This window comes from Arthrobacter sp. TJ-254, from assembly GCF_058269175.1.
The window spans coordinates 422090-445178 of sequence record NZ_JBZCNF010000003.1 but is presented as its reverse complement, the minus strand read 5'-3'; the positions used below and the strand labels follow the sequence as shown (position 1 = coordinate 445178).

Below are 23089 nucleotides of genomic sequence, written 5' to 3'. Positions count from 1 at the left end.
GTGTGGGCGGGGCAGCCGCAGGCCCTATCATGGGAGCGACGATTCATCGACCCCCGCGGAGGCTCAGATTACAGACACAGCTGCTCAACACGACATTTATTTCGGTGCTCCGGAACCGGAGAACGAAGCCGAGATTCTGGAGTCGGCGTCCCGGGCCGCTGTTGAACGCTTCACCGACCGCTCGGACATCACCACCGTCAAGCGGTGCTTCACCCTCATCAACTCCGACCGGACGCCGCACCAGGCGATGGTCGAGGACCTGCTGTTCATCCGCGCGGCCCTCGACGAGGCCGGAATTGAGTTCCTCCTCGTGCGGGGCAACGATCAGCGCCCCGTCATCGCCATCGACGTCAAGGACCGCGAGCGCCTGCGCCTGGCCCTTGTGCACGCCTGCCGGAACGAGCCGTTCTACTCGCGCACCGTCGACACGAAACGCCGCACAACGCTCCTGGTGACCGACGGCGCGCTTTCGCACAGCCCCAAGGCGCGCATCTTCCGCCTGTTCCGGCCGCGGATCGAACCGATCGGCGGCCTGGCCTACGGGCCTTCGGCCGGAGTCCAGATCGAACTGTGGAAACTCGGAGCCGAGACGATCGAACTTCCGGTTGAGAACTCCCTCACCCGCCGCACCCTTCCCGCCTCCGAGGCGGTCCGCGGGTCGGTGGAGCGCCACGGCCTGATGTGGCCGACCATCGACAACATGTTCGCCGACCATGCCTCCGACATCGGCTTCGACGTCGATCTCGTCTTTTCCTGGGTCGACGGCAGCAGCCCCGAGTACCAGGCGGCGCGCGCAGCACGGATGCAGGGCGCCGTCGTGGGAGAGGGCGACGACCACGAGGCACGCTTCCGACAGATCGACGAACTGAAGTACGCACTGCGTTCGGTGTACATGTTCGCCCCGTGGGTCCGCCGGATCTTCATCGCCACCGATTCGGCGCGGCCGGCCTGGCTCGCCGACCACCCGTCGGTGACCCTCGTGCGCTCCGAGGAGCACTTCAGCGACCCCTCGGTGTTGCCGACCCACAACTCCCAGGCCGTCGAGTCCCAGCTCCAGCACATCCCCGACCTCGCCGAGCACTTCCTCTACTCAAACGACGACATGTTCTTCGGCCGGCCCGTCGCGCCCGACATGTTCTTCTCCCCCGGCGGGGTCACCAAGTTCATTGAGGCCGACACCCGGATCGGCCTCGGCGAGAACGACGCCGAACGCAGCGGGTTCGAGAACGCGGCCCGGGTGAACCGGAGGCTGCTTCACGAGAGGTTTGGCAGGATCACCACCCGGCACCTGGAGCACACGGCTGCCCCGCTGCGCAAGAGCGTGCTGTTTGAGATGGAGGAGGAGTTCGCCGCCGAGTTCAAGGCCACAGCGGCCTCAACCTTCCGCGCCAAGGACAACATCTCCGTGACCAACTCGCTCTACCACTACTACTCCCTGCTGACCGGGCGTGCCGTGACGCAGGAGATGGCACGGGTGAAGTACGTCGACACGACGGCCCGCTCAGGCCTGAAGAGCCTGAACAAGATGCTCGACAAGCGCAACTTCGATTTCTTCTGCCTCAATGACGGAAGCTTCCCCGAGGTTCCTGCCGACGAGCGGGCCCGCCTGGTGACCGAGTTCCTCGAAAAGTACTTCCCGGTAAAGGCCCCCTGGGAGAAGTAGCCCGGCCCCCGGCGCCAGCCGGCCGCGTGTCAGACTTGCCTCATGCAGACGTTCCTGCCGTACCCGGACTTCGCCTCGAGCGCAGCAGTGCTCGACCAGGCGCGGCTGGGCAAGCAAAGGGTCGAGACACTGCAGGCACTGCGCGCCCTGGTCATCCCCGACTACGGGTGGCGCCAGCATCCCGCAATCCGTATGTGGATGGGCCATGTACCGGCCCTGACGCTCTACGGCCTGGCGATGGTCGAAGAGTGGGTGGCGCGCGGCCATGCGGATACGACAGGGCCCCTCATCCTGGAATTCGCACCCGACGCAGCACCGGGCGGCGTTGCCCTGCCGCCGTGGCTCGGCGACCCGGGCGTGCACCTGAGCCACCAGTCGAACCTCGTCCAGAAGGCCCCCGCCATCTACCGTTCACGGTTCCCCGGGGTACCTGAGGACCTCCCCTACCTGTGGCCCGACCCGGTCGAGGAGATCCTGCCCGTTGAACCGAAAGGTGAGCGGCTGTGGGTGTGGCGCACAGCAGCCGAACCGGCAGACGGCACGGCCGTCCTGCGGATGCCCGCCGAAGCACCGGGAGGACGGTCAGCGGGCAAGTGGGCCCGCCAGCTGGAAGCCTTCGAGCACGAAATGGGCGACGACGCCGCCCTGGCGATCCTTGGCCCGGACCCTTCGGTGCTGGTCACCGGGAGGGCGGGCCCGGTGTACCTCCACGAGGACACGCTCCAGCGGGAGGCCGTCCTGACCGGGCGGGTGCGGCGGGACGCGTTCGGGCAGCCCGCGCTGCTTCAGGATCCGCGGACGTTGTTCAGCGTTCCCCCGCCGGACTAGGCGCCGTTGCCTAGGCGGAGGTGAACCGCCGGGCCGCGGCCGGCTCAGCGATCCGCACCCCGGCCGCGGCGAGGCGCCGGGAGGTCTCGGCCCGCGGCACTGTCTCCCCCACCGGCGCGTGCTGTCCGAGCGGAACCACGGAGTGCACGATCGTATCCTCGTACACATGGACCATGTTGTAGGCCTGGGCGCCGTCGCGGCCCCTCGTGCCGCCGGCGTCATAGAGGAGGTCCTGCGTGTAGCAGGTGGCCGAGGCAACCGAGACCGGGACCCCCGCGAAGGTCGCCGTTGTCGAGTAGTGGAGGTGCCCGGCGAGAATGGCGCGCACGTCGGTGCCGCGGACCACCTCCGCGAGGTCGCGCTGGCCGCGCAGTTCAACGAGGACGGCGAGGTCCTGCACGCTGGGGACCGGCGGGTGGTGAAGGGCAAGGATCGTGCCGTGCGGAGCCGGCTTCAGCAGTTCGTCGGCGAGCCAGAGCAGCTGCGAGCGGCTGAACTCGCCGTGGTGGTGCCCGGGGACGGTCGAGTCGAGGGTGATGATGCGCAGGCCGTTGAGGTCGTGCACCGCATCGACGGGTTCGGTGCCAGGCGCCTCATTGAGCAGTCCCGCCCTGAAGTTGGACCGGTCGTCGTGGTTGCCCATCGCCCACACGACGCGTGCCCCGAGGCGCGCCGCGGCGGGATCGACGATCGCGCGCAGCCTGGCGTAGGCCCCGGGCTCCCCCTTGTCGGCCAGGTCCCCGGTGAACACGAGCGCGTGCGGGCGGGCCCCGGAGGCCTCAAGCTCCTCGAAGATCCGCCGCAGGCGCGCCTCGCTGTCCACGGCCCCGTAGAGCGGACCGCCGCCTCCCAGCAGGTGCGTGTCGCTCAGGTGAAGAATGAAATGCTGTGGCCGGGGATGTTCCGCCGTCCTGTACTTCATTGGAACCCATCGGTAGCTGACCGTCAGAGACAAACCAATTAGTTCCAATCAAAGCAGAGTGTTCACCTCGGCAAAGTGAACCCGGCGCGGCAAGTCGGAAAACTTAAGGCGAACCGGGCCCTCGGCTCAGCCAGCGGCCGGATCCGAGATGAAGCCCTTCTCAACCATGAAGTCGAAGGCGACGTCGGCCGGGTCCTGCCCTTCGACGTCGACAAGCAGGTTCATCCTCCGCATCGCTTCGTCGGTCAGCTCCGGGGCGATCAGCGCGAAGACCTCTTCGAGACCCGGGTGCTCCTTCAGGATTTCGGCGCCGAAGACCGGGGCGGCGTTGTAGGCGGGGAAGAACTTGCGGTCGTCCTCAAGGATCGTCAGGTCGAGGGCGTCGATCCTGCCGTCGGTGGAGAATACCTCGCCGAAGTTGCAGTCGCCGCCGTCGGTGGCTGAGTAGACGGCCCCGGTGTCGTAGACGCCGACGTTTTTGTCGGGCACGCCCTCCGGGGTGCCGCGGGTCAGCCCGTAGTGCTTGAGCATCGGGTTCATCCCGTCGGAGCGCGAGTTGAACTCCGACTCGATGCAGAACGTGCGCTCCTCGACCGGAAGGTCGGCAATCTGCGAGAGCTTGGTGATCCCGCCCAGCTCCTCGACCGCTTCGGTGCGGACCGCCAGGGCGTAGGTGTTGTTCAGCGGTGCCGGCCTGCCCCAGACCAGCGAATTCGCGAGGTCGGCGTCGTGAACCGCCTGCCACTGCTCCTCCTGGTCCGGGATGCCCGAGGACTGGCCAAGGTAGGTCAGCCACGCGGTTCCGGTGTACTCAAGCGTCACGTCGGCGTCTCCCGAGAGGAGCAGCTCGCGCACGGGCTGGCTGCCCGGCACATTGGTCAGGTCGGTGACCTCAAAGCCGGCCGCCGAGGCGGCGAGCACCGAGATTTTGCCGAGGATCAGCTGCTCTGTGAAGTTCTTGGAGGTGACGGTCAGCGGCTGGCCCTCGGCGCCCTCGAGGACCGGGATCGAGCCTGGCCCGGCCTCGGGAACGTAGGAGGTCGCCGGCTGCAGTCCGCACCCGGAGACGAGAAGGGCCGCGGCCGCGGTGAGGGCGGCGGCGAAGCGGCGCCGCCCGGGGGCGGGCGGGGTTGCCGGTTTCAGCACCATGTCAAAGTCCTTTCGGCCGTGCCACATGTTCGACGAGCCGGCCCGCCCAGTCGACGAGCAGGGCGAGCAGCGCCACGATCACTGAACCCGCGACGAGGACCCGCGGGAGGTTGAGGTTGACGCCGGTGGTGATCAGGATGCCAAGTCCGCCTCCGTTGATGAACGTGGCAAGGGCCGCGGTCCCGACAAGCAGCACGAGCGCCGTCCTGATGCCCGCGAGCATGATCGGCACGGCGAGCGGGAGTTCAACGCGCATCAGCACCGCGAAGGCGCTCATGCCCATGCCGCGTCCGGCTTCAACGAGCCGGGGGTCGACCTGGTTGATGCCGACCATCGTGTTGCGGAGCACGGGAAGGACCGCGTAAAGCACCAGGGCCGCAACGGCCGCCCGGAAACCGAACCCGAGCCAGAAGGCAAGGAGCACGATCAGCCCTATCGCCGGGGCGGCCTGGCCCACGTTCGCCAGCGCCAGCACCGGCCCGTTTATCCGGCGCAGGCTCCGGCGGGTCAGGACGATTCCCAGCGGGATCGCGATGACCAGAACGATCAGCGCGGCAAGCCCCGTCAGGGCGAGGTGTTCCCGGGTGTATCCCACCAGGGCTGTGGCGCTGAGCGTCGTGCGTTCGGTGTCGTTCAGGTCGGCCGTGGCAAGCCAGGCGGCAAGCAGCACCGCGGCGAGCACGATCCCGCCGAGTTGAAGGAGCAGGGGGCGCCAGGAGAGAGGGGCGGCATCCGCCTTGAGCGCCGCCGCCTGCCCCGGCAGCCCGGCCGTTGCCTCGATCGCTTCACTCACCGGCATGCTCCGCACCCGTCAGGGCGCTGGTGGGAGTCCCGGGCGTCCCCGCTGCCGCGCGCACTGCCTCGATGGTTCCGGTGTTCACTCCCACAGGCCGGCCCTGCGCGTGCGCCGTGCGGGCGTGCTTGTGGGCCCGCCCGATGGCGTCCATGACGGTGTCGACGTCGATCACCCCAAGGAAGGTGTCGCGCGGCCCGGTCACGAGGGAGGCACCGACGCTCGAGACGAGCATCGTGTCGAGCGCGTCGTTGAGGGTGGCGCGGTCGCCGACCACCGGCAGCCGCGCGTCGCGGTCGTGGCCGATCCGCTCGAGGCGGCTCAGCTGCCGGCGGGAGAGCCACTGCAGGGGCCGGTTCCGCGCGTCGACGATCACGGCGTGGTTGTGCTGGACCTCGTCGAGGCGGGAGAGGACGTCGGTGGCGAGGTCGCCGGGGCGGGCAGTGACCGCTTCGGCGAGTTCTACCTGGTTGACGCGCGTCAGGGTCAGCTGCTTGAGCCCGGCCCCTGAACCGATGAAGTTCTCAACGAATTCGTTGGCGGGCTCGGCGAGGATCCGCTCGGGGGTGTCGTACTGGACAAGGTGGGCGCCCTCGGTGAAGATCGCGATCCAGTCCCCGAGCTTCACCGCCTCGTCGAAGTCGTGGGTCACGCAGACGATCGTCTTCTGCAGTTCGCTCTGGATGTTCAGCAGCTCGTCCTGCAGGCGCTGCCGGGTGATTGGGTCAACGGCGCCGAAGGGCTCGTCCATGAGCAGCACGGGCGGGTCGGCGGCGAGCGCGCGGGCCACGCCGACGCGCTGCTGCTGGCCGCCGGAGAGTTCGCGGGGGAACCGGTCGCGGTAGCGGGCCGGGTCGAGCGAGACGAGCTCAAGGAGCTCGTCGACGCGTTCGGCGATGCGTTCCTTGCTCCAGCCCAGCATCTTGGGAACGATGCCGATGTTGGCGGCGACGCTCATGTGCGGGAACAGTCCGCCGGCCTGGATCACATATCCGATGCGCCGGCGCAGGGAGTCACCGTCGATCTTCGTGACGTCGTCGCCGTTGAGGACGATCCTGCCTTCGCTGGGTTCGATGAGGCGGTTGATCATCTTCAGGGTCGTCGTCTTGCCGCAGCCCGACGGGCCCACGAGCATCACGATCTTTCCGGCGGGGATCTCGAGCGTCAGGCCGTCAACGGCCGGCTTCTCCTGTCCCGGGTACCGCTTGGTCACCTGGTCCAGGAGGATGCCGGCTCCGGTGACCGGCCGGGGCGGGGCTCCGGCGTCGTCGGATGGGATTGTGATTTCAGACACGGATACCTCGCGGGGTTGTGAGCCGGCCCAGGCCGACAAGCAGCAGATCAAGGACAAAAGCAAGAACGATAACGGCGATCACGCCGGTGGCCACCGATTCGAAGGAATTGGCACCGCCGAGGCGGGACAGGCCCGAGAAGATCAGCCCGCCGAGGCCCGGCCCCAAGGCGTAGGCGGTGATTGCGGCAATGCCCATCACCATCTGGGCCGAGACACGGATCCCGGTCAGGATCACCGGTCAGGCCAGCGGCAGCTCCACGCGGGTGAGGGTGCGGAACCTGCTCATGCCGATCCCGCGGGCCGCCTCAACGAGGGACTGGTCGATGCCTGTGAGACCGACGACGGCGTTGCGCAGGATCGGAAGCGCCGCGAAGAAGGCGACGACGATCACCGCGGGAAGGACCCCGAAACCGAACGGCGCGATCAGGAGCCCGATCAACGCGAAGGCGGGAATAGTGAGGCCGATTGCCGAAACGCTGTTGGCAAGGGCGGTCAGCGGGCGGCTGCGGTAGACAAGTGCCGCGAGAACCACTGCTGCGACGGTGGCCAGCAGGAGGCACTGCACCACAAGGGAAAAATGCTGAAGGCTCGAGTACAAGATCTGCTCGAACCGCCCTGAAACAAAATCGATCACATCGAACCCCTTCTTCACCTCGGTTGCGGCGCATTCGCAAAGAGCCAGCCGCTTCTTTCTGAAAGGGCGGCCTCTACCCTAGGCCGATTTAGGGGCGGTTTCCAATTCCGGAGCACCCCCTGCCTCCGGTTCCAGGCCGGAAAAGCGGGCATCCAACGGGCTGTGGGGCGCATCGGCGTCTCGTTCCGACGCAGTCTGGATTCAGGCCCTGCCCGCCCTTAGGCTCGGTGTAGGCAATCGATTCATGCACTTGATTCACTTACTGAATTACTGGATCACCGAGAAGAAGGATCAGCCATGGTTATCAAGATCAGCCACCTCCCTCCACGGATCGCCACGGGCGCGTTCATCCTGAACGCAGGCATCGGCAAACGCGGGCTCGAATCGGAAAGCGCCGCCTACCTGCAGCAGATGGCTTCGGTCGCCATTCCGCAGGTCTCCCGTATGGATCCGGTGCTGTTCGGCAAGATCCTCTCCACCGTCGAGATCTCCCTCGGAGCGCTCCTGCTGGTGCCCTTCGTGCCGAGCAGGATCGCGGGCCTGGCTCTGACCGGGTTCGCGTCTGGGATGCTCGCCATGTACCTCAGGACGGAGGGCATGACGGAGGCCGACGGCGTGCGCCCCACCCAGGCGGGCACCCCGGTGGCCAAGGACGTCTGGATGCTCGGCATCGGGCTCGGCCTCGCCCTCGACAACCCCAAGAAGTAGGCCGGGGGCCCACCGCGGTCCCACTGACCCGTCCGGCCCAGACCGGCCCAGACCGGTCCGGCCCAACGTTCGCGCGCGACGAGGGGCCGGACCTCGTCGAACCGGTTGCCCAGTCGAACCGGTTGCCCAGTCGAACCGGTTGCCCAGTCGAACCGGTTGCCCAGGAGGGCACCGGCCAAGCGCGCGTCCTGAAGGGGCACCGCGGCACCGTCATCCGTGCACGCGCGTGCCGTTCATCCCCTGCGTCACGCCCTGCGTCACTCCCGGCGGCCGGCCGCAGCCCGTGCCGCAGCACCCCTGCGCGCCGTCGCCGACGGCGGACCGGCACGGAACTAAGCCTCCTTAGGTTTTTCCAAGAGAAGTGCTTATGCTGACTCCACACGCTACCGCGCGCCGACCCGGAGGTTACATCACCCAGCCCTCGCGGGAGGGCGTGCGTGATGAACGAAGGGGAGACTATGAAAACTCGAAGGTCACTCACGATGGCGGCGGTCCTTGGGCTGACCCTGTCGGCCTGCGCCACCGGCACCGGCGGCAACCAGGGCACCGGCTCGAGCGAATTCGATCCTGACGCCGAGGTCTCGGGGGAACTCAACATCATGGGCTTCGGAGCCAGCGACGAGATTGCCGAGACCCGGCTGACGTCGGCGAAAGCGGCGCTCGAAGGAGTTGAGGTAAGCCTCGTCGAGGGCGACCTGGACATTCAGCAGTTCCTCTCATCGGTCGCCTCTGGCGAACCCCCCGCACTGATCTACGCCAACCGCGACCAGCTCGGAACCTTCGCGTCCCGCGGTGCGATCATGCCCCTTAACGACTGCATCGAAGCGCAGAAAATGCCGGTCGACGACTTCCGGCCCACCGCCATGGACCAGGTGACCTTCGAAGACAAGATCTACGGTGTGCCCGAGTTCAATCAGGTGCAGATCCTCATGGCGAACGCTTCCCTTCTTGACGAGGCGGGTCTGTCGGTCGAGGACGTCGACGGCTCCGACTGGGAGGGCATCAAGAAGGCCGCCGGACAGGTGACAAAGAACGAGGGCAAGCTCAGCGTCATCGGCTACGACACCAAGCTTCCGGAATTCCTTCCCATCTGGGCCAAGGCCAACGGCGCCGACATCCTCTCCGCGGACGGCCGAACCGCCCAGCTCAACGACCCCGCCGTCGTGGAGGCGCTCGAATTCGCCACCGACGTGTACGAGCAGCAGGGAGGTTTCAGCGCGGTCAAGGCCTTCCGCGACTCCGCCGACTTCTTCGGCTCGGGCAACCAGTTCGCCTCCGACACCCTCGGCGCCATGCCGATGGAGCAGTGGTACGTGAACATCCTCAACGATGTCTCCCCCGAGGCGACGATGGCTTTCACCACTGTGAAGGACACTCAGGGCAAGACCCTGAGCTACTCCAGCGGATCCGCCTGGGCGATCCCCACCGGCAGCGCCAATCCCGAAGCCGCCTGCCGCTTCATCCAGCACATGACCGCGGCCGACACCTGGATGAAGGCCGCCACGGCCCGCGCCGAGGCGCGGGAGGCCGAAGGCAAGCCCTTCACCGGACTTTTCACCGGGAACCAGGCGGCCGACGAGCAGATCGCCGAGAAGTACGTGAAGACCGGCCAGGACCCCAAGTGGGACGCCGCGATCACCGCGTCCTACGAGGCCAACGAGGCGGGTTTCTCCCTCCCGGCGAACCCCGCCGACGCCGAATTCGAGACGGCCTGGCAGGACGCCGTGAACCGGGTGCTCAATGGCCAGCAGGAACCAAAGGCGGCGCTGGACCAGGCTCAGGAGGAGGCTCAGAACGCGCTCGATGAAGCGTGGAGCTCCTGGGACAAGGAGTAAGCGGTGGCCTCCTCGGTGGACGCCGGGCGGGCAGGGCCCGCCCGGCGGAACAAGCCGGTGCTGCGGCCGGGCCAGCGGCGGAACCGCCGCCGCACCCGCCGCGCCGCACTCCTGTTCATCAGCCCGTGGATTGCCGGGTTCCTGATCTTCACCCTCTGGCCGGTGCTGTACAGCGCATATCTGTCGCTCACCGACTACGACGTCATTAACAGCCCCACCTTCATCGGGCTTGAGAATTACGCGGAGCTTGTCGAGGACCCGAAGGTCGCGTTGTCGCTGCGGAACACGTTCATTTACACGGTGATCTCCGTACCCGTTCACGTGATCGTTTCACTGCTGCTCGCGCTGCTGCTGAACCGGGCAGGGAGGGCCTCGGGCTTCTTCCGCACGGTGTTCTATCTGCCGAAGATGACGCCCCCGGTCGCGATCGGCATTCTGGTGCTGCTGCTGTTCAACGGGCAGAACGGGCTCGTCAACGGGTTCCTCGGCTGGTTCGGCATCGACGGCCCCGCGTGGACGACCGACCCCAGCTGGATCAAGCCCGGACTCATCCTCATGAGCCTGTGGACCCTGGGCTCGTCAGTCATCATCCTCCTCGCGGCGCTTCGCGACGTGCCGCAGGAACTCTACGACTCCGCCAAGGTCGACGGCGCCAACAGCTTCCAGGCAACCCGGAGCATCACGCTGCCGATGATCAGCGGCAGCCTCTTCTTCCTTGTCATCATCAACACGATTGCCGGCTTCCAGACCTTCACCGAGGCCTACACGGCGTTCTTCGGTTCGGGAAACACGACCTACAGCAACGATGCGGCACTGTTCTACGCGATCTACATCTTCCAGCAGGCCTTCGAGTTCCTGCACATGGGCTACGCCTCCGCGATGGCATGGATCATGTTCGTGATCGTGCTGATCGTGACACTGATCCAGGTTGTCGTCAGCCGGAGGTTCGTCTACTACGAGAGCGGAAACAACGATGGCTGATCTGCAGGTAGGCCCCTCGCACCTTCCCCCGGTCGTCCCGCCGCGCACCGCCGACACCGAAGGCCCGACGTCGGGTGAACCTCCCGCCGTCCGGCCACCCGAGTCCGCCCGCCCGGCCTACGCCCGGGCACGGCGGAATCCGCTGGCCAAGATTCTGACCTGGCTTGCGCTCGGGGCGGCAACGGTCATCTTCACCTACCCGCTGCTGTGGCTGCTGAGCGCCTCGTTCAAGCCGCGCTCGGACGTCTTCGACAACAAGCTCATCCCCGAGACGTTCACCTTCGAGAACTACCTGACCGTCTGGCAGGAAGCGCCCCTGGCCCTGTGGATGGCGAACACCGTCATCGTCACCGTGCTCGCGGCGGTGACCGTGACGATTTCCAGCGCACTGGTGGCGTGGGGGTTCGCCTTTTTCCGGTTCCGGGGACGCAACGCCCTGTTCGGGCTGGTACTCGCCACGATGATGCTCCCGGGCGCGGTGACGATGATCCCGACCTTCCTGATCTGGAACAGCCTCGGTCAGGTGGGAACGCTGACTCCGCTCTGGGCCGGCAACCTGTTCGGCAGCGCCTTCTATATCTTCCTGCTGCGCCAGTTCTTCCTCGGCCTGCCGCGGGAGCTCTTCGAAGCGGCAAGGGTGGACGGAGCAAACAACTGGCACATGTTTTCCCGGATCGCACTGCCGCTGTGCAAGCCGGCGATCGTCGTGACACTGCTCTTCGAGTTCCAGGCGGCATGGACGGACCTGATGCGCCCGCTGATCTACCTGCGCGACAGCTCGACATTCACCGTGCCGCGCGGGCTCAAGGCGCTGCTCGACCAGTTCGGCTTCGGCGGAGACTGGCACTGGGAGCTCGTCGTCACGGCCAGCGTCATTACAACGGTGCCGATGATCATCCTGTTCTTCCTTGGCCAGCGGCACTTCGTTGAGGGAATCGCAACCACCGGCAACAAGGGCTGAACCCGGGCGCCTTCACCGCGTTCCGGACCGGAGGCGGTGGAGGCGCCGGGGAAGGCCGGCGCGTCAGCTGGAGGAGCTTCGGCGCAGCCGCTCCTCGGGCGAGACAAGGGCGGCGATCCGTGCCAGCTCGGCGGCGGGGATGTTCGTTCCAGCGGCGAGCTCGGCGATGTCGGCGCCGCTTGCCAATGCATCAAGCACAACGTCCCGGTAGATCAGGGCGAGCCGGTCGCACTCGAACTCGGCGTTCTCAAGATCGGCTGCGGCAGTCATGAGCCGCTTGATCGAAGGTGAGCTGGACTCGGACATTGCCGCCCTTTCAGTCGTGTCGTACTACGTGTTTGTCGCAGCGGGCCCCGGCGCCCAGGGCTCCGGCCAAGGCGCCCGGGCGGCCGCCCGGTCGGCTCGGCCACCGCGGTTCAGGAGGGCGCCGTTTCGTCGTCGCTGTAGACCGCCCGCGGTGGGGGCGGCTGCTCCTCGATGAACTCGTTGACCGCGAGGGAGAGCATATCGCGCTCGTAGGCGGGCAGCAGCATCGAGCAGTAGAGGTAGGCGTCGATCTCCTCCTCGCCCGCATTTCCACCGACGCTGAAGTACCGCAGCCACAACTCGTAAAGACTGAGGTTGGTCTGCTGGAATGCCGCGCAGGTGCGGCGCTGCTGGTCTTGTTCGCTGATCATCCGAGGCTGCCGCTGTACCGCCGACGGCACCACAGGTCCGCGGCAACAGGCCCTTGAGGCGGTTGTCGCCGCCCCGTGCCGCCACCCCGACATACGAATCGGGACGCACTTCAAACCTAACGATCAAGCCCTGATTTGGGAAGCTTCAGTTCCTTGCGCACCAACAGTAAGCCTGCTTGGCTTGTGCAGCAGGGAAAGCCCGCGCACCAGGGAGGAAACCATGTTCACACGCGACGTTGTGGAGGGCATCCACCGCATAGAGCACGCCCGCACCAACTGTTATCTGGTTGAGGGCGACGACGGGCTGACGCTCGTCGACTCCGGTCTCCCAGGCACCCGGAAGATATTCTTCCGAGCGCTTGATACGCTCGGCCGGACCATTTCCGATGTCCGCGCCGTGGTCCTGACCCACGGCCACTTCGACCACGTGGGCTTCGCGGAATACCTGCGCCAGCGCTACGGCATCCCGATCTATGTGCACCCCGGCGACGCCTTCATCGCGGAACACCCCTACCGCTACAAGCGCGAGCGCACTCCCCTGCGGTACCCGCTGCGGTACCCCAAGGCCGTCCCGGTGCTCGCGCGCATGACGGCGGCCGGCGCGCTCTGGGTGCGCGGGGTGAAGAACCCCGAGGCGCTGACAACGGAGAGCGCTGCGGCGCTGCCGGGAAAGCCGGTCCTCGTTCCTTCCCCGGGCCACACCGAGGGGCACTGCTCCCTGTTCTTTCCTGACCGTGATGCCCTGATCAGCGGGGACGCCCTCGTCACCCTCGACCCCTACACGGGCAACTCGGGGCCGCAGATCATCGCGGGAGCCGCGACGGCCAACTCGCCGGAAGCGCTCGCGTCCCTCGATGCACTGGCCGACACGGGCGCGGGAACAGTGCTGCCCGGGCACGGGTTCGTCTGGACAAGGGGCGTTGCGAAGGCGGTCCACGAGGCCCGGCTCGTCGGGGGCCACTGAGCCGGGCGGCAGGCCAGCCGGTGGACTCGGAGCGAGCGGCTCCGCGGGCGGGGGCGTTAGGCTCTAGGCATGCACCTGTTGACCCGCTGGCACGTCTGGGCGCTGGCCACGACCACGCTCCGCCGCGCCGTCCTCGCCTTCTTCGGCGTCCAAGCCACGGTCATCGCCGCACTGGTGGGAATGGATGCGCTCCAAAAGCGTATCCGCAGCCGTCGTGAAGGGTTTCCGCGCCCGGGGACCTTCGAGTGCTCCATCGCCGGGTCGTTGACGACCGTCTACACGTACGGCGAAGACCTCTACAACGCGATGATCGAGGAGATCGAGAAGGCTCAGCACCAGATCCTGCTCGAGACCTATATCTGGAAGGGCGACGAAACCGGCCAACGGTTCCGGGACGCACTCAACGACGCCGCCGCCCGCGGCGTGAAGGTCTACGTGATCTATGACGGGTTCGCCAACCTCGTGGTGCGCCCGTCCTTCTACACGTTCCACCCCGACGTCAATGTTTTCCGCTTCCCCGTCCTGCGGCCCTCCATCGTGTTCACGAACATCCGCGGGACCGGCTTCGACCACCGCAAGCTCCTGATCGTCGATGACACAGTCGGGTTTATCGGGGGTTACAACATCGGTTCGCTCTACGCCACCAAGTGGCGCGACACCCACCTGGCGCTCACCGGCCCGTCCGTGTGGGAACTGCGCCAGGCGTTCATCAGCGTCTGGAACCTCCGGACCCGCCCCCGGCGCCCCGAACTGCCGCACACCAGCGCCGGGTTCTGGGAGCCGCGGATCCGTGCTGTGAACAACATCCCCGCCAACCTGGTGTTCCCCATCCGCGGGGTGTACCTCGATGCGATCGACCGGGCGCAGCACTCGATCCTGATCACCACCGCGTATTTCATCCCCGACCAGCAGATTCTCGATGCGCTGCTGCGGGCGAGCAAGCGCGGCGTCGACGTGCGCGTCATCCTCCCCGAGGACTCGAACCATGTGCTCTCCGACTGGCTCTCCCGTGGGTTCTACACCTCCCTGCTGCGTGCGGGAGCGCAGGTGCTGCTCTACCAGAACGCAATGATCCACGCCAAGACCGCAACGGTCGACGGCGAGTGGTCAACAGTGGGGACGGCCAACATCGACCGGCTCAGCCTGACCGGCAACTACGAGATCAACCTCGAGATTTTCGACACTCACCTCGCCCGCACCATGGAACACATCTTCGAGATCGACAGTTCGAACACCCGCCTGCTGACACTCGAGGAATGGGAGTCACGCCACCTCGTGGCCCGGTTCAGCGAAACGATCCTCGCTCCCCTCCGGCCCTTCCTCTAGGCCCCACTCCCCACAGAGGGAAGCCGCCTCCGCGGCTTGGCCCCCCTGCCCGTGGAGGCGGCCTCAGCGTCCTGCGGCATACCCCTGGTTCCCGCGCGGGTTCGCCGCTGCGCTGAGCACCCCCGTCACCGGGTCGGCGCCGACGCAGGACAGCCGGCCGAGGGCCCAATCTCCCGCCCGCGTCACAACATGGCCGCGCCGTTCGAGCTCGGCAATCACCGCGTCGCCGAGGCGGTCCTCGACGACCGCGCCGCCGGGCTCCCAGGTCCTCGGCCAGAAGGATCCCGGGAGCGATGTGGTGTGGAGGCTCGGGGCGTCGATCGCCTCCTGCGGCGAATAGCCGCCGACGATCGTTCGCAGCAGGTAGAGCAGCTGCCACTGGTCCTGCTGGTCACCGCCGGGCGAGCCAAGCGCCGCGACGGCACGGCCCTCCCGGAGCACGAGCGTGGGCGTCAGGGTGGTGCGCGGGCGCCTGCCCGGTCGCAGCGTCGACGGGGCGCCGTCCTCGAGCCAGGTCATCTGCAGGCGCGTGCCGAGGCAGAAACCCAGCTCGGGAATGGCGGGGGAGGACTGCAGCCAGCCGCCGCTGGGGGTCGCGGAGACCATGTTGCCCCACCGGTCGACGACGTCGATGTGGCAGGTGTCGCCGCGGGTCTCTCCGCTGCGCGAAACGGTTGGCTCCCCCGCCCCCGCGAAACCTTCGCCCCTTCCCGCGGCGGGTGGAGCGTAGGAGGTGCGCAGCGGCGGCGTGAACGGCACCTGCCCGGGCACGGTTCCGGGCCGGTACTCGTGTGAGGCCCGCTCACCGATCAGTGCCCTGCGCTGGGAGGCGTACTCCCCGGAGAGGAGGTACTCCAGCGGGACCTCCGCGTCTCCGTAGTAGGCCTCCCGGTCGGCGTATGCGAGCTTCTGGGCTTCGAGGATCGTGTGGGCGCCGAGAGCTGTTGAGGGGTCAAGGTACTCGTCCGGAAACCCGTTCAGGATCGCGAGGGTCTGCAGCAGCGCCGGGCCCTGCCCCCAGGGCCCCGTCTTGGCGAGCGTGTATCCGCGGAAATCGAACGTCACTGCCGCTTCAAAGCCGGCCTCGAACCCGGCGAAGTCCTCACGGCTCATCACCCCGGCATGGTCGGTTCCGGAGGAATGCCGGTGCGGTGTGGAAAGGAACTCGACGGCCGCTTCCGCGACGAATCCCGTCCGCCACAGCCTGCGGGCCGCATCGATCCGATCACGCCTTCCGCCGTCGCCCGCGGCCGCAAGCCGCTCAAGCACCCTGGCGTACGCCTCGTTCTTCATGATTTCGCCCTCGGCCGGGGGCCTGCCCTGGGGCAGCCACAGGGCGGCCGAGGTGGGCCAGTGTTCGATGAACAGTTCGGCGACGGCCGCGATTGTTGCCCCGACCCTCCCCAGCACGGGGTGACCGTCCCGGGCGTAGCCGATCGCGAAGGCGAGCACCTGATCCAGGTCCCAGGTGCCGTGGTCCCGAAGCAGCACCAGCCACGCGTCGACGGCACCCGGCACGGCGGCCGCCAGCGCCCCGGCGCCGGGGACGAGTTCGAGGCCTTCGGCGAGGTAGTGCCCGCGGGTTGCCGCGGCTGGCGCAGGGCCCTGACCCATCAGCACCACGGGGGACGACGGCGCCTCTGCCGTCGCGAAGATGCCCGTCATGTCACCGCCGGGCCCGTTGAGGTGGGGTTCGACGACGTGGAGGACGAAGGCGCCGGCCACCGCTGCGTCGAAGGCATTGCCGCCGCGCTCAAGCACGGCCTGGGCCGACGCCGTCGCCAGCCAGTGCGTTGACGCGCTCATCCCGAAGGTTCCCTGCAGGGTGGGACGGGTGGTGAAGGCGGGCGGTGGGGTGTACGGCATTTCGCCAACTTCCTGCGTGGAGCCGGAAGCGCTCACCCCCGATTCGAGTTTCAAAAGAGCATTGCTCGTCCGACGATATGCTTTGGATACATTCCGTTCAAGGATTCAGCCGGAGGCCGTGTTGGTGAAGCGTTCAGCAGTGTCGACCGATCGCCTGAACCTCGTGCTGATGCTGGTGCTCACCTTCTCGACCGGTGTCATCGACGCGGTGGGCTATCTGGGGCTCGACCGCGTGTTCACGGGCAACATGACCGGCAATGTGGTTCTCCTTGGCATGGCGTTCGCTGGAGCGGCGGAACTGCCCATCCTCCGGCCCGCGCTCGCGCTCATCTTCTTCATGATTGGTGCGGCACTGGCGGGCCGGGTGCTGCGCCACGCGCCCGAAGGCTGGACCGGGCGCACCTCCGCCACCCTCGGTGCAGTGGCCCTTGGCACCGTCGGGCTCGCGGTGTTCGTCGGAAGCACCGATGTGCAGGCCGTCGAACTCCTCGGCAGCATCACCACCTCGGTCCTGGGACTGCTGATGGGCATCCAGGCCGCGTCGGCGAAACGCTTGAAGGTCGCCGAGATCACCACCGTCGTCGTGACATCGACGATCACCGGGCTGGCCTCCGATTCCCGCCTGGCCGGAGGCAAGAGCCCGTACTGGGCCCGGCGGTCCGCCGCCATCGTGCTGATCCTCCTGGGTGCTGTTGCGGGCGCCGCGGCACTCACGATCGATCTGTGGGTCGGCATTGCCCTGTCCGCGCTGCTCTCGAGCATCGTGACGATCGTCGGCCATGTGCGTTACGTCAAAGATTCCCGGGCGGCGGCGCGGGAGCAGCCGGTGCGGCACTACGGTTAAGGGATGCAGCAGCCAGTTTCCGATTACCCCTACCACCGCCTGACCCGCTCCTGGGCCGGCTACCGGTGGTGGAAGCCCCTGCTCACGGGCCTGCTCGGGGTCGTGTTCTACCTCTTCTTCATGCTGTTCGTGCTCCTTGTGGGCATCATTGTCGCCTTCACCCGCCCGGAGGGCCCGGCCCCCTACGCGGACCGGCTTGAGGCCCTCGACCTCAACGACCCGCTGGTTTTCGCGTTTACCCTCATCTCGCTCGTCCTCATGATTCCGGCCCTTGCCCTGGCCGCCCTCATTACCGGGCCCCGGCCGATCGGGCTCTTCTCGTCGGTGCGCGGAAGCCTTCGCTGGGGCTGGCTCGGACGCTGCTTTGCGGTTGCGGCGCTGATCTACGCGCTCAGTTTCGGGCTCTCGTTCCTCCTTGCGCCGCTGCCGGGACAGCCCGGGACCACACCAGAGTTCTCGCAGTCGCGCTTCGCCCTCATGGCCGCGCTGACCATCTTCCTGGTCCCGTTCCAGGCGGCAGCCGAAGAATACGTGTTCCGCGGCTACCTGATGCAGACGATCGGCAGCTGGCTGCGCCACCCGGCGTTCGCCATTCTGCTGCCGGTCCCACTGTTCGTGCTTGGGCACGGATACGACCCCCTGGGCCAGACCGACGTCGCCCTGTTCGCCATTTTCGCGGGATGGATCACCTGGCGCACGGGCGGTCTTGAGGCGGCAATTGCGGCCCACACCATCAACAACTCATTCATCTTCCTGCTCGGCGCCTTGGGGTTGGTGGACATCAACGCCAAGGAGGGCTCCCCTGCGGCCCTGATCGTCTCGGTGCTCACACTGGGGATCTTCGCTGCGGTGGTGGTGCGGATGTCCGCGCGCCTCGAACGCACCCGCCCGGCCCTCCCGCCGCCGTGGACTCCGGCTCCGACGTACCTCGAACCGGGCGGTCCCCGGTACTGACCCGTGCCTTCACGGGCGCGATCCGCGCCGTGCTCGGTGCGCCGGTCACCTCCGCCCCGTCAGCTGCGTCCCGCCAGCTGCGCCCAATCCGCCGAGGATGCGCGGCTCTGGAAGGGCAGCTGACGTCGCGCCTTCCGAATCTCAGCCTTCCGTACCTTAGCCTTCGACGCGGAGGCCAAGGCTTTCGGCGAGGAAGGGCGCGAGGACTCCGAGCTGGTACTCGTCGATTGTGACGCCGCCGAGCCCTTCGATCCCTGTGACGGCCCGGAAGTCGGTGGTGCGGAGGTCGACGTCGCGCAGCCGGCTCCCGGAGAGCGTGAGCGTTCCGATCCGGCAGTTGCGCAGTGCCACCCGAACCCCCTTCACCTCGCTCAGGTCGAGGTCGCCGATGATGCAGTCGGTGATCTCGACGTCGGTGAGGGTCGAGCCGCGCAGGTTGACGAAGTCGAGCTTGCCGCCGCTGATGCGCACCGATTCAAGGACGCTGTCGTACAGCTCGGCGGATCCCCAGCGGGTGCCCTCGAGCACGACGTCGCGCCAGCTGCTGCGGGAAGCCATGAAGACCGGGGCGAACAGCTCGGTGAACCGGCATTCCCGGAATCGGGCGCCGCGCAGCTGGGTGTCGTTCAGGGAGACCCCTTCGAGGGCGCATTCGCTGAAGCTGACGCCGGTCAGGTCCCTGCCGGCCAGCTCCGTCCGCCGGTAGAGCTCAGCTTCGCGGGTGTCCCCGGCATCGGGCAGGGCACCCTCGACCTCCGTCAGGCCGCGAAGCACCAGGGCGTCGATGCGTGGGGGCTTGGTTGCGCTCTTCGCCATACCGTCTTCGTTCCTTGGGATTGGGTGTGCGTGGATTCCTTGTGCGGGTCTCCGGTCTGATGCAGCCGGATGAAGCAGTTTAGCTGCAAGCGCCGACCGGCCCAGCGCCGGTGCCGCCATCCGCACCCCGTCCCAACGCCCGACGCTGCAAGTTGCGGGCGGTCCCAGCGCCGACGCCGCACCCTGCACCCGCCACGGGCCCCAACGCCCCGACGCCGCATCCCGTCCCGGCCGCCGCGCCCGATTGCGACGGGCGCGCCCGGTTTCCCGGATGCGCCCGTCGCATTCGGGCGCGCTCGTCGTATTCCGCTGCGCTCGAACTCTCCGGCAGGTACCCGGCTGGTGCCGCATTGCCTATGGCGCCCGCACCCGACCCTCGATAGGATCGGTGCCCTGCCACTCGGCGAAGGCTGCGGAGCGGAAACCACGCACGGAAGGTGTCGGACATGTCGGCAGCACCTCAAGCAGGGCAAGAAGACGCTTCACTTCTCAAAGTCCTCGGCAACTGGGACGCCCTGGCCCTCGGCTTCGGCGCAATGATCGGCTTCGGCTGGGTTGTCCTCACCGGGGACTGGATCACCTCCGCAGGCACACTCGGGGCCGTCCTTGCCATGCTGACCGGCGGGGTAATCATGGGCGTTGTCGGTCTCACCTACGCCGAACTGACCGCCGCGATGCCCAAGGCCGGAGGCGAACACAACTTCCTCCTGCGCGGCATGGGCCCGCGCTGGTCCTTCATCGGGTCGTGGGCGATCACCGGCGGATACGTCACAATCGTCGCCTTCGAAGCCGTGGCGCTTCCACGCACCGCCGAGTACCTCTTCCCGAACCTGAGCCAGATTCCGCTCTGGGAGGTCGCGGGCTATCAGGTCCACCTCACCTGGGCCCTGGTCGGCGCGGTTGCCGCCGTGGTGATCACCGGGGTGAACATCCTCGGGGTGAAACTGGCCGGTGTCGCCCAGACCTTCGTTGTGCTGTTCCTGCTGATCATCGGAGCGATCCTCGTCCTTGGATCCTTCACCGGCGGATCTGTTGCCAACATGGAACCCCTGTTCACCGGGGGCTTCGCCGGGTTCTTCGGCGTCCTCGTCGTGGTGCCCTTCCTGTTCATCGGCTTCGATGTGATTCCCCAGTCGGCCGAAGAGGTGAAAATCCCCGCCCGCCAGATTGGCCGCCTCGTCGTGATCGCGGTAATCCTGGCGACGATCTGGTATGTCATGACCATTCTCACCACATCCTCGGCAATGCCGGCCGGAGACCTCGCCAACGCCGACATCGCTACAGCAGATGCGATGGGCGCGATGTTCGGCTCCGACTTCATGGCCAAGGTGCTCATCGCCGGCGGCATTGCCGGAATCCTGACCTCCTGGAATTCACTGCTCCTCGGCGCCTCCCGCCTCATGTACTCGATGGCCCGCTCCGGGATGCTTCCGGGCTGGTTCGGCGTCCTCCACCCCAAATACCGGACGCCCGCCAACGCCCTGCTCTTCATCGGAGCGTTGTCGTTTCTCGCGCCGTTCTTCGGCGAGCAGATGCTCGGCTGGCTCGTCGACTCCGGCTCGCCAAGCATCGTCCTTGCGTACATCCTCGTCTCGCTCGTCTTCGTGATTCTCCGCCGCACGGACCCGGGAATGGAACGGCCGCTGCGCGTCGGAGGAAACGGCCCCGGCGGGCTGATCATCGGTTGGGCCGCCGTCGTCCTGTGCATCGGGTTGTTGAGCCTCTATCTGCCCGGCATGCCCGCCTCGCTCACTCCGCCGCCGTGGATCCTCTTTGGCCTGTGGTGGGTGCTCGGACTGTTCTTCCTGTTCCGCATCCCCGCGGGCATCGAGCCCGGCGAGCATGCCGAAGAGCGGCTGCTTGAACGCCTGGCCGAACGCGGCCGGTAACCGGCCACAGCACCGACGCCCCACCCGAGGACGCCCACCGCACCGGAAAACGACTCGCGCACCCGGAATATCGGGTGCGTCCGTCGCATCCGGGTGCGCCAGTCGCAAACGGGCGCGTTCAAGGCCAGGCTGCCCGGTGCCATAGGGTTGAAACCATGGAATCGCCGATCGAAAGCTATCTTCAACGGATCCACCAGGAGATCGCGGAGCTGAAGGACGGGAAGCCGTACAGCACCATCCCGGCCATGGCGAACGTCGACCCCAACAACTTCGGGATCTGCCTCACCACCGTCGACGGATACACGTACGAGGTCGGCGATACCCGCGACGAGTTCACCATCCAGTCAATCTCCAAGCCGTTCACGTACGGGCTTGCCCTTGCCGACCTTGGGCTCGACGCCGTCGACGCCAAGGTCGACGTCGAGCCGTCCGGGGATTCCTTCAACGAAATCTCCCTCGCCGAGGGCACCGGCCGCCCCGCGAACGCCATGATCAACGCCGGAGCCCTCACCGCGACGTCGCTCGTGCGCTCCGCCGGCGGGAACAACCGCTTCAAGCGCATCCTCAACACCTACTCGGCCTTCGCCGGACGCCAGCTCAGCGTCAACGAGGAGATCTTCGAGTCCGAGCTCGAACACGGCCACCGCAACCGCGCCCTTGCCTACCTGCTGCGGTCCTTCAACATCATCGAGTCGGACCCCACGCCGGTGATTGCCGACTACTTCCGCCAGTGCTCGGTCCTGGTCAACTGCCTCGACCTTTCGATCATGGCCGCAACGCTCGCCAATGCGGGCCGCAACCCGCTCTCCGGCAAGCAGGTCCTGGACATCACGGAAATCGAGCGGGTCCTTTCCGTCATGACCACGTGCGGCATGTACGACGACGCCGGATCGTGGATCAGCACGGTCGGCATGCCGGCCAAGAGCGGCGTCGGCGGCGGAACGATCGCCGTGCTGCCCGGGCAGGTGGGCCTTGCCGTGTACTCCCCGCCGCTGGACGAGCACGGAAGCAGCGTACGCGGCATGGCCACAAGCCAGCGGCTCTCCCGCGACATGGAACTGCACTTCGTGCGCGCCGCACGCACCGGCCGCTCGGCCATCCGCTCCACGTACGACATCACCGGGGCCCCCTCCGGCATCCGCCGCAACGACGAGGCGATGGACATCCTGCGCGAACACGGACACCGCGTCCGGGTCATCGAACTCAACGGCGACCTGCTCTTCGCCGGCACCGAATCGATGGTCCGCGAACTGAGCAACCTTGACGACGACGTCGCGCTGGTGATCCTCGACCTCCGCCGCGTCGACGAGGTGGCCGGGGTGTCGCTGCGCCTGCTGGCCGAGGCGCGGGAGGCGCTCGTGGCCGCGGACCGGGAACTGGTCCTGATCGACGCCGAGGGCAATCTCGCTGAGACCTTCAAGGACGTCGACCGCAGCGTCCCGACCTTCAACACGCGCACCGCCGCCGTCGAGTGGTGCGAGAACGAACTCATCCGGCTCTACGGCGACGAGCATTGCCTGCCCGACGAGGTCGACATCCGCGACTGCCCGGCCCTGAGCCCGCTCAGCGCCGAGAGCGTCGACGCCCTCGCCCGGCGGATGGAGGACCGCACCTACGCCGACCGGGACATCATCCGCCGCGTGGGCCAGCGCTTCGGCGGAGTGTTCTTCATCCTCTCCGGAAAGATCGAATCCTCGGTCCCCGGCCCGTCGGGCGGACGCGTCAAACTGACGACGCTGAGTGCGGGAATGACCTTCGGTGAACTGGCCCTGGGCAGCGCCGACCGGCAGGAGACAACGGTGAAGGCGCTGGGGAAGGTCCGGCTGAAAGTGCTCACTGCCGACGCAATCCGCGGGATCGAGGAGGAGGACCCCGTGCTCGCCGTCGAGCTGTGGAAGGCCCTCACCCGCGACGCCTACACCCGGGTTGATCTCTACCTGCGCGAAACCGCCGTGCGGATCCGGGCAGAAGGATAGGAGACGGAA

General features: G+C 67.2%; 20 protein-coding genes and 1 pseudogene. 12 read left to right on the top strand and 9 right to left on the bottom strand.

Annotated elements, in window-relative coordinates; all coding sequences use genetic code 11:
- The first annotated feature begins 133 nt into the window (after window positions 1-133).
- Together AC4D14_RS10690 and AC4D14_RS10685 are read left to right on the top strand one after the other, a co-directional pair.
- Window positions 134-1663, top strand: a complete 1530-nt coding sequence (locus AC4D14_RS10690; protein WP_490902395.1) for a stealth family protein — start codon at window positions 134-136, stop codon at window positions 1661-1663.
- A gap of 42 nt (window positions 1664-1705) precedes the next feature.
- Entirely contained in the window at window positions 1706-2491 is a 786-nt protein-coding gene (locus AC4D14_RS10685) for an MSMEG_6728 family protein (RefSeq protein ID WP_490902129.1), read from the top strand.
- 10 nt (window positions 2492-2501) lie between these two features.
- Here AC4D14_RS10685 and AC4D14_RS10680 read toward each other — a convergent pair whose 3' ends face one another.
- The 5 genes and pseudogenes from AC4D14_RS10680 to AC4D14_RS10660 form a co-directional block, all read right to left on the bottom strand.
- Window positions 2502-3413 carry a phosphodiesterase gene (locus AC4D14_RS10680; protein WP_490902128.1) on the bottom strand — a complete coding sequence of 304 codons (912 nt, stop codon included), beginning with the start codon at window positions 3411-3413 and terminating at the stop codon, window positions 2502-2504.
- A gap of 126 nt (window positions 3414-3539) precedes the next feature.
- Window positions 3540-4562, bottom strand: a complete 1023-nt coding sequence (locus AC4D14_RS10675) for a glycine betaine ABC transporter substrate-binding protein (protein ID WP_490902127.1) — start codon at window positions 4560-4562, stop codon at window positions 3540-3542.
- 1 nt (window position 4563) lies between these two features.
- Window positions 4564-5325: an ABC transporter permease gene (locus tag AC4D14_RS10670; RefSeq protein ID WP_490902393.1), complete on the bottom strand. Its 762-nt coding sequence runs from the start codon at window positions 5323-5325 to the stop codon at window positions 4564-4566.
- Window positions 5326-5347: 22 nt separating this feature from the next.
- The gene (locus AC4D14_RS10665; protein ID WP_490902391.1) at window positions 5348-6640 is read right to left on the bottom strand and encodes an ABC transporter ATP-binding protein; all 1293 of its coding nucleotides are present in this window, start codon (window positions 6638-6640) and stop codon (window positions 5348-5350) included.
- Between the two features lies 1 nt (window position 6641).
- Window positions 6642-7283: pseudogene (locus tag AC4D14_RS10660) on the bottom strand (ABC transporter permease).
- A 297-nt stretch (window positions 7284-7580) separates the two neighbouring features.
- On the opposite strand from AC4D14_RS10660, the gene AC4D14_RS10655 reads away from it, so the two are divergent.
- The 4 genes from AC4D14_RS10655 (at window position 7581) to AC4D14_RS10640 (ending at window position 11768) form a co-directional block, all read left to right on the top strand.
- Window positions 7581-7991 (top strand): hypothetical protein, encoded by a 411-nt coding sequence (locus AC4D14_RS10655; protein ID WP_490902125.1) that lies wholly within the window; start codon window positions 7581-7583, stop codon window positions 7989-7991.
- Between the two features lie 458 nt (window positions 7992-8449).
- Window positions 8450-9826 (top strand): type 2 periplasmic-binding domain-containing protein, encoded by a 1377-nt coding sequence (locus AC4D14_RS10650; RefSeq protein ID WP_490902123.1) that lies wholly within the window; start codon window positions 8450-8452, stop codon window positions 9824-9826.
- 3 nt (window positions 9827-9829) lie between these two features.
- On the top strand, window positions 9830-10807 hold the full coding sequence (locus tag AC4D14_RS10645; protein WP_490902121.1) for a carbohydrate ABC transporter permease: 978 nt from the start codon (window positions 9830-9832) through the stop codon (window positions 10805-10807).
- Complete coding sequence (locus tag AC4D14_RS10640; protein ID WP_490902120.1) at window positions 10800-11768, top strand: carbohydrate ABC transporter permease; 969 nt, start codon at window positions 10800-10802, stop codon at window positions 11766-11768. Before AC4D14_RS10645 ends, AC4D14_RS10640 begins: the two co-directional genes overlap by 8 nt.
- Before the next feature lie 63 nt (window positions 11769-11831).
- Here AC4D14_RS10640 and AC4D14_RS10635 read toward each other — a convergent pair whose 3' ends face one another.
- On the bottom strand, window positions 11832-12074 hold the full coding sequence (locus AC4D14_RS10635) for a hypothetical protein (RefSeq protein ID WP_490902118.1): 243 nt from the start codon (window positions 12072-12074) through the stop codon (window positions 11832-11834).
- A gap of 110 nt (window positions 12075-12184) precedes the next feature.
- Window positions 12185-12445 (bottom strand): hypothetical protein, encoded by a 261-nt coding sequence (locus tag AC4D14_RS10630; RefSeq protein ID WP_490902117.1) that lies wholly within the window; start codon window positions 12443-12445, stop codon window positions 12185-12187.
- Window positions 12446-12665: 220 nt separating this feature from the next.
- Here AC4D14_RS10630 and AC4D14_RS10625 point away from each other — a divergent pair, with 220 nt between their 5' ends.
- Both AC4D14_RS10625 and AC4D14_RS10620 read left to right on the top strand, forming a co-directional pair.
- Window positions 12666-13409 carry an MBL fold metallo-hydrolase gene (locus AC4D14_RS10625; protein ID WP_490902114.1) on the top strand — a complete coding sequence of 248 codons (744 nt, stop codon included), beginning with the start codon at window positions 12666-12668 and terminating at the stop codon, window positions 13407-13409.
- Between the two features lie 69 nt (window positions 13410-13478).
- A complete protein-coding gene (locus AC4D14_RS10620; protein WP_490902111.1) occupies window positions 13479-14735 on the top strand; it encodes a phospholipase D-like domain-containing protein in 1257 nt (418 codons plus the stop codon).
- A gap of 63 nt (window positions 14736-14798) precedes the next feature.
- Here AC4D14_RS10620 and AC4D14_RS10615 read toward each other — a convergent pair whose 3' ends face one another.
- The gene (locus AC4D14_RS10615; RefSeq protein ID WP_490902110.1) at window positions 14799-16601 is read right to left on the bottom strand and encodes a gamma-glutamyltransferase family protein; all 1803 of its coding nucleotides are present in this window, start codon (window positions 16599-16601) and stop codon (window positions 14799-14801) included.
- Window positions 16602-16740: 139 nt separating this feature from the next.
- Here AC4D14_RS10615 and AC4D14_RS10610 point away from each other — a divergent pair, with 139 nt between their 5' ends.
- On the top strand, window positions 16741-17445 hold the full coding sequence (locus AC4D14_RS10610; RefSeq protein WP_490902107.1) for a YoaK family protein: 705 nt from the start codon (window positions 16741-16743) through the stop codon (window positions 17443-17445).
- A 3-nt stretch (window positions 17446-17448) separates the two neighbouring features.
- Entirely contained in the window at window positions 17449-18399 is a 951-nt protein-coding gene (locus AC4D14_RS10605) for a CPBP family intramembrane glutamic endopeptidase (protein ID WP_490902105.1), read from the top strand.
- Between the two features lie 156 nt (window positions 18400-18555).
- On the opposite strand, the gene AC4D14_RS10600 is transcribed toward AC4D14_RS10605, so the two are convergent.
- Entirely contained in the window at window positions 18556-19215 is a 660-nt protein-coding gene (locus AC4D14_RS10600) for a pentapeptide repeat-containing protein (protein ID WP_490902104.1), read from the bottom strand.
- Between the two features lie 446 nt (window positions 19216-19661).
- Here AC4D14_RS10600 and AC4D14_RS10595 point away from each other — a divergent pair, with 446 nt between their 5' ends.
- Window positions 19662-21104 carry an APC family permease gene (locus tag AC4D14_RS10595; protein WP_490902102.1) on the top strand — a complete coding sequence of 481 codons (1443 nt, stop codon included), beginning with the start codon at window positions 19662-19664 and terminating at the stop codon, window positions 21102-21104.
- 155 nt (window positions 21105-21259) lie between these two features.
- On the top strand, window positions 21260-23080 hold the full coding sequence (gene glsA / locus AC4D14_RS10590; RefSeq protein ID WP_490902100.1) for a glutaminase A: 1821 nt from the start codon (window positions 21260-21262) through the stop codon (window positions 23078-23080).
- The last annotated feature ends 9 nt before the right edge of the window (window positions 23081-23089 follow it).

Excerpts from the sequence above, each read along its gene's own strand:
- AC4D14_RS10675 (WP_490902127.1), bottom strand. The coding sequence starts at position 4,562 with ATGGTGCTGAAACCGGCAACCCCGCCCGCCCCCGGGCGGCGCCGCTTC.
- AC4D14_RS10620 (WP_490902111.1), top strand. The coding sequence starts at position 13,479 with ATGCACCTGTTGACCCGCTGGCACGTCTGGGCGCTGGCCACGACCACG.
- AC4D14_RS10650 (WP_490902123.1), top strand. The coding sequence starts at position 8,450 with ATGAAAACTCGAAGGTCACTCACGATGGCGGCGGTCCTTGGGCTGACC.
- AC4D14_RS10615 (WP_490902110.1), bottom strand. The coding sequence starts at position 16,601 with ATGCCGTACACCCCACCGCCCGCCTTCACCACCCGTCCCACCCTGCAG.
- AC4D14_RS10625 (WP_490902114.1), top strand. The coding sequence starts at position 12,666 with ATGTTCACACGCGACGTTGTGGAGGGCATCCACCGCATAGAGCACGCC.
- AC4D14_RS10605 (WP_490902105.1), top strand. The coding sequence starts at position 17,449 with ATGCAGCAGCCAGTTTCCGATTACCCCTACCACCGCCTGACCCGCTCC.
- AC4D14_RS10680 (WP_490902128.1), bottom strand. The coding sequence starts at position 3,413 with ATGAAGTACAGGACGGCGGAACATCCCCGGCCACAGCATTTCATTCTT.
- AC4D14_RS10640 (WP_490902120.1), top strand. The coding sequence starts at position 10,800 with ATGGCTGATCTGCAGGTAGGCCCCTCGCACCTTCCCCCGGTCGTCCCG.
- AC4D14_RS10595 (WP_490902102.1), top strand. The coding sequence starts at position 19,662 with ATGTCGGCAGCACCTCAAGCAGGGCAAGAAGACGCTTCACTTCTCAAA.
- AC4D14_RS10655 (WP_490902125.1), top strand. The coding sequence starts at position 7,581 with ATGGTTATCAAGATCAGCCACCTCCCTCCACGGATCGCCACGGGCGCG.
- AC4D14_RS10600 (WP_490902104.1), bottom strand. The coding sequence starts at position 19,215 with ATGGCGAAGAGCGCAACCAAGCCCCCACGCATCGACGCCCTGGTGCTT.
- AC4D14_RS10635 (WP_490902118.1), bottom strand. The coding sequence starts at position 12,074 with ATGTCCGAGTCCAGCTCACCTTCGATCAAGCGGCTCATGACTGCCGCA.
- AC4D14_RS10630 (WP_490902117.1), bottom strand. The coding sequence starts at position 12,445 with ATGATCAGCGAACAAGACCAGCAGCGCCGCACCTGCGCGGCATTCCAG.
- glsA (WP_490902100.1), top strand. The coding sequence starts at position 21,260 with ATGGAATCGCCGATCGAAAGCTATCTTCAACGGATCCACCAGGAGATC.
- AC4D14_RS10685 (WP_490902129.1), top strand. The coding sequence starts at position 1,706 with ATGCAGACGTTCCTGCCGTACCCGGACTTCGCCTCGAGCGCAGCAGTG.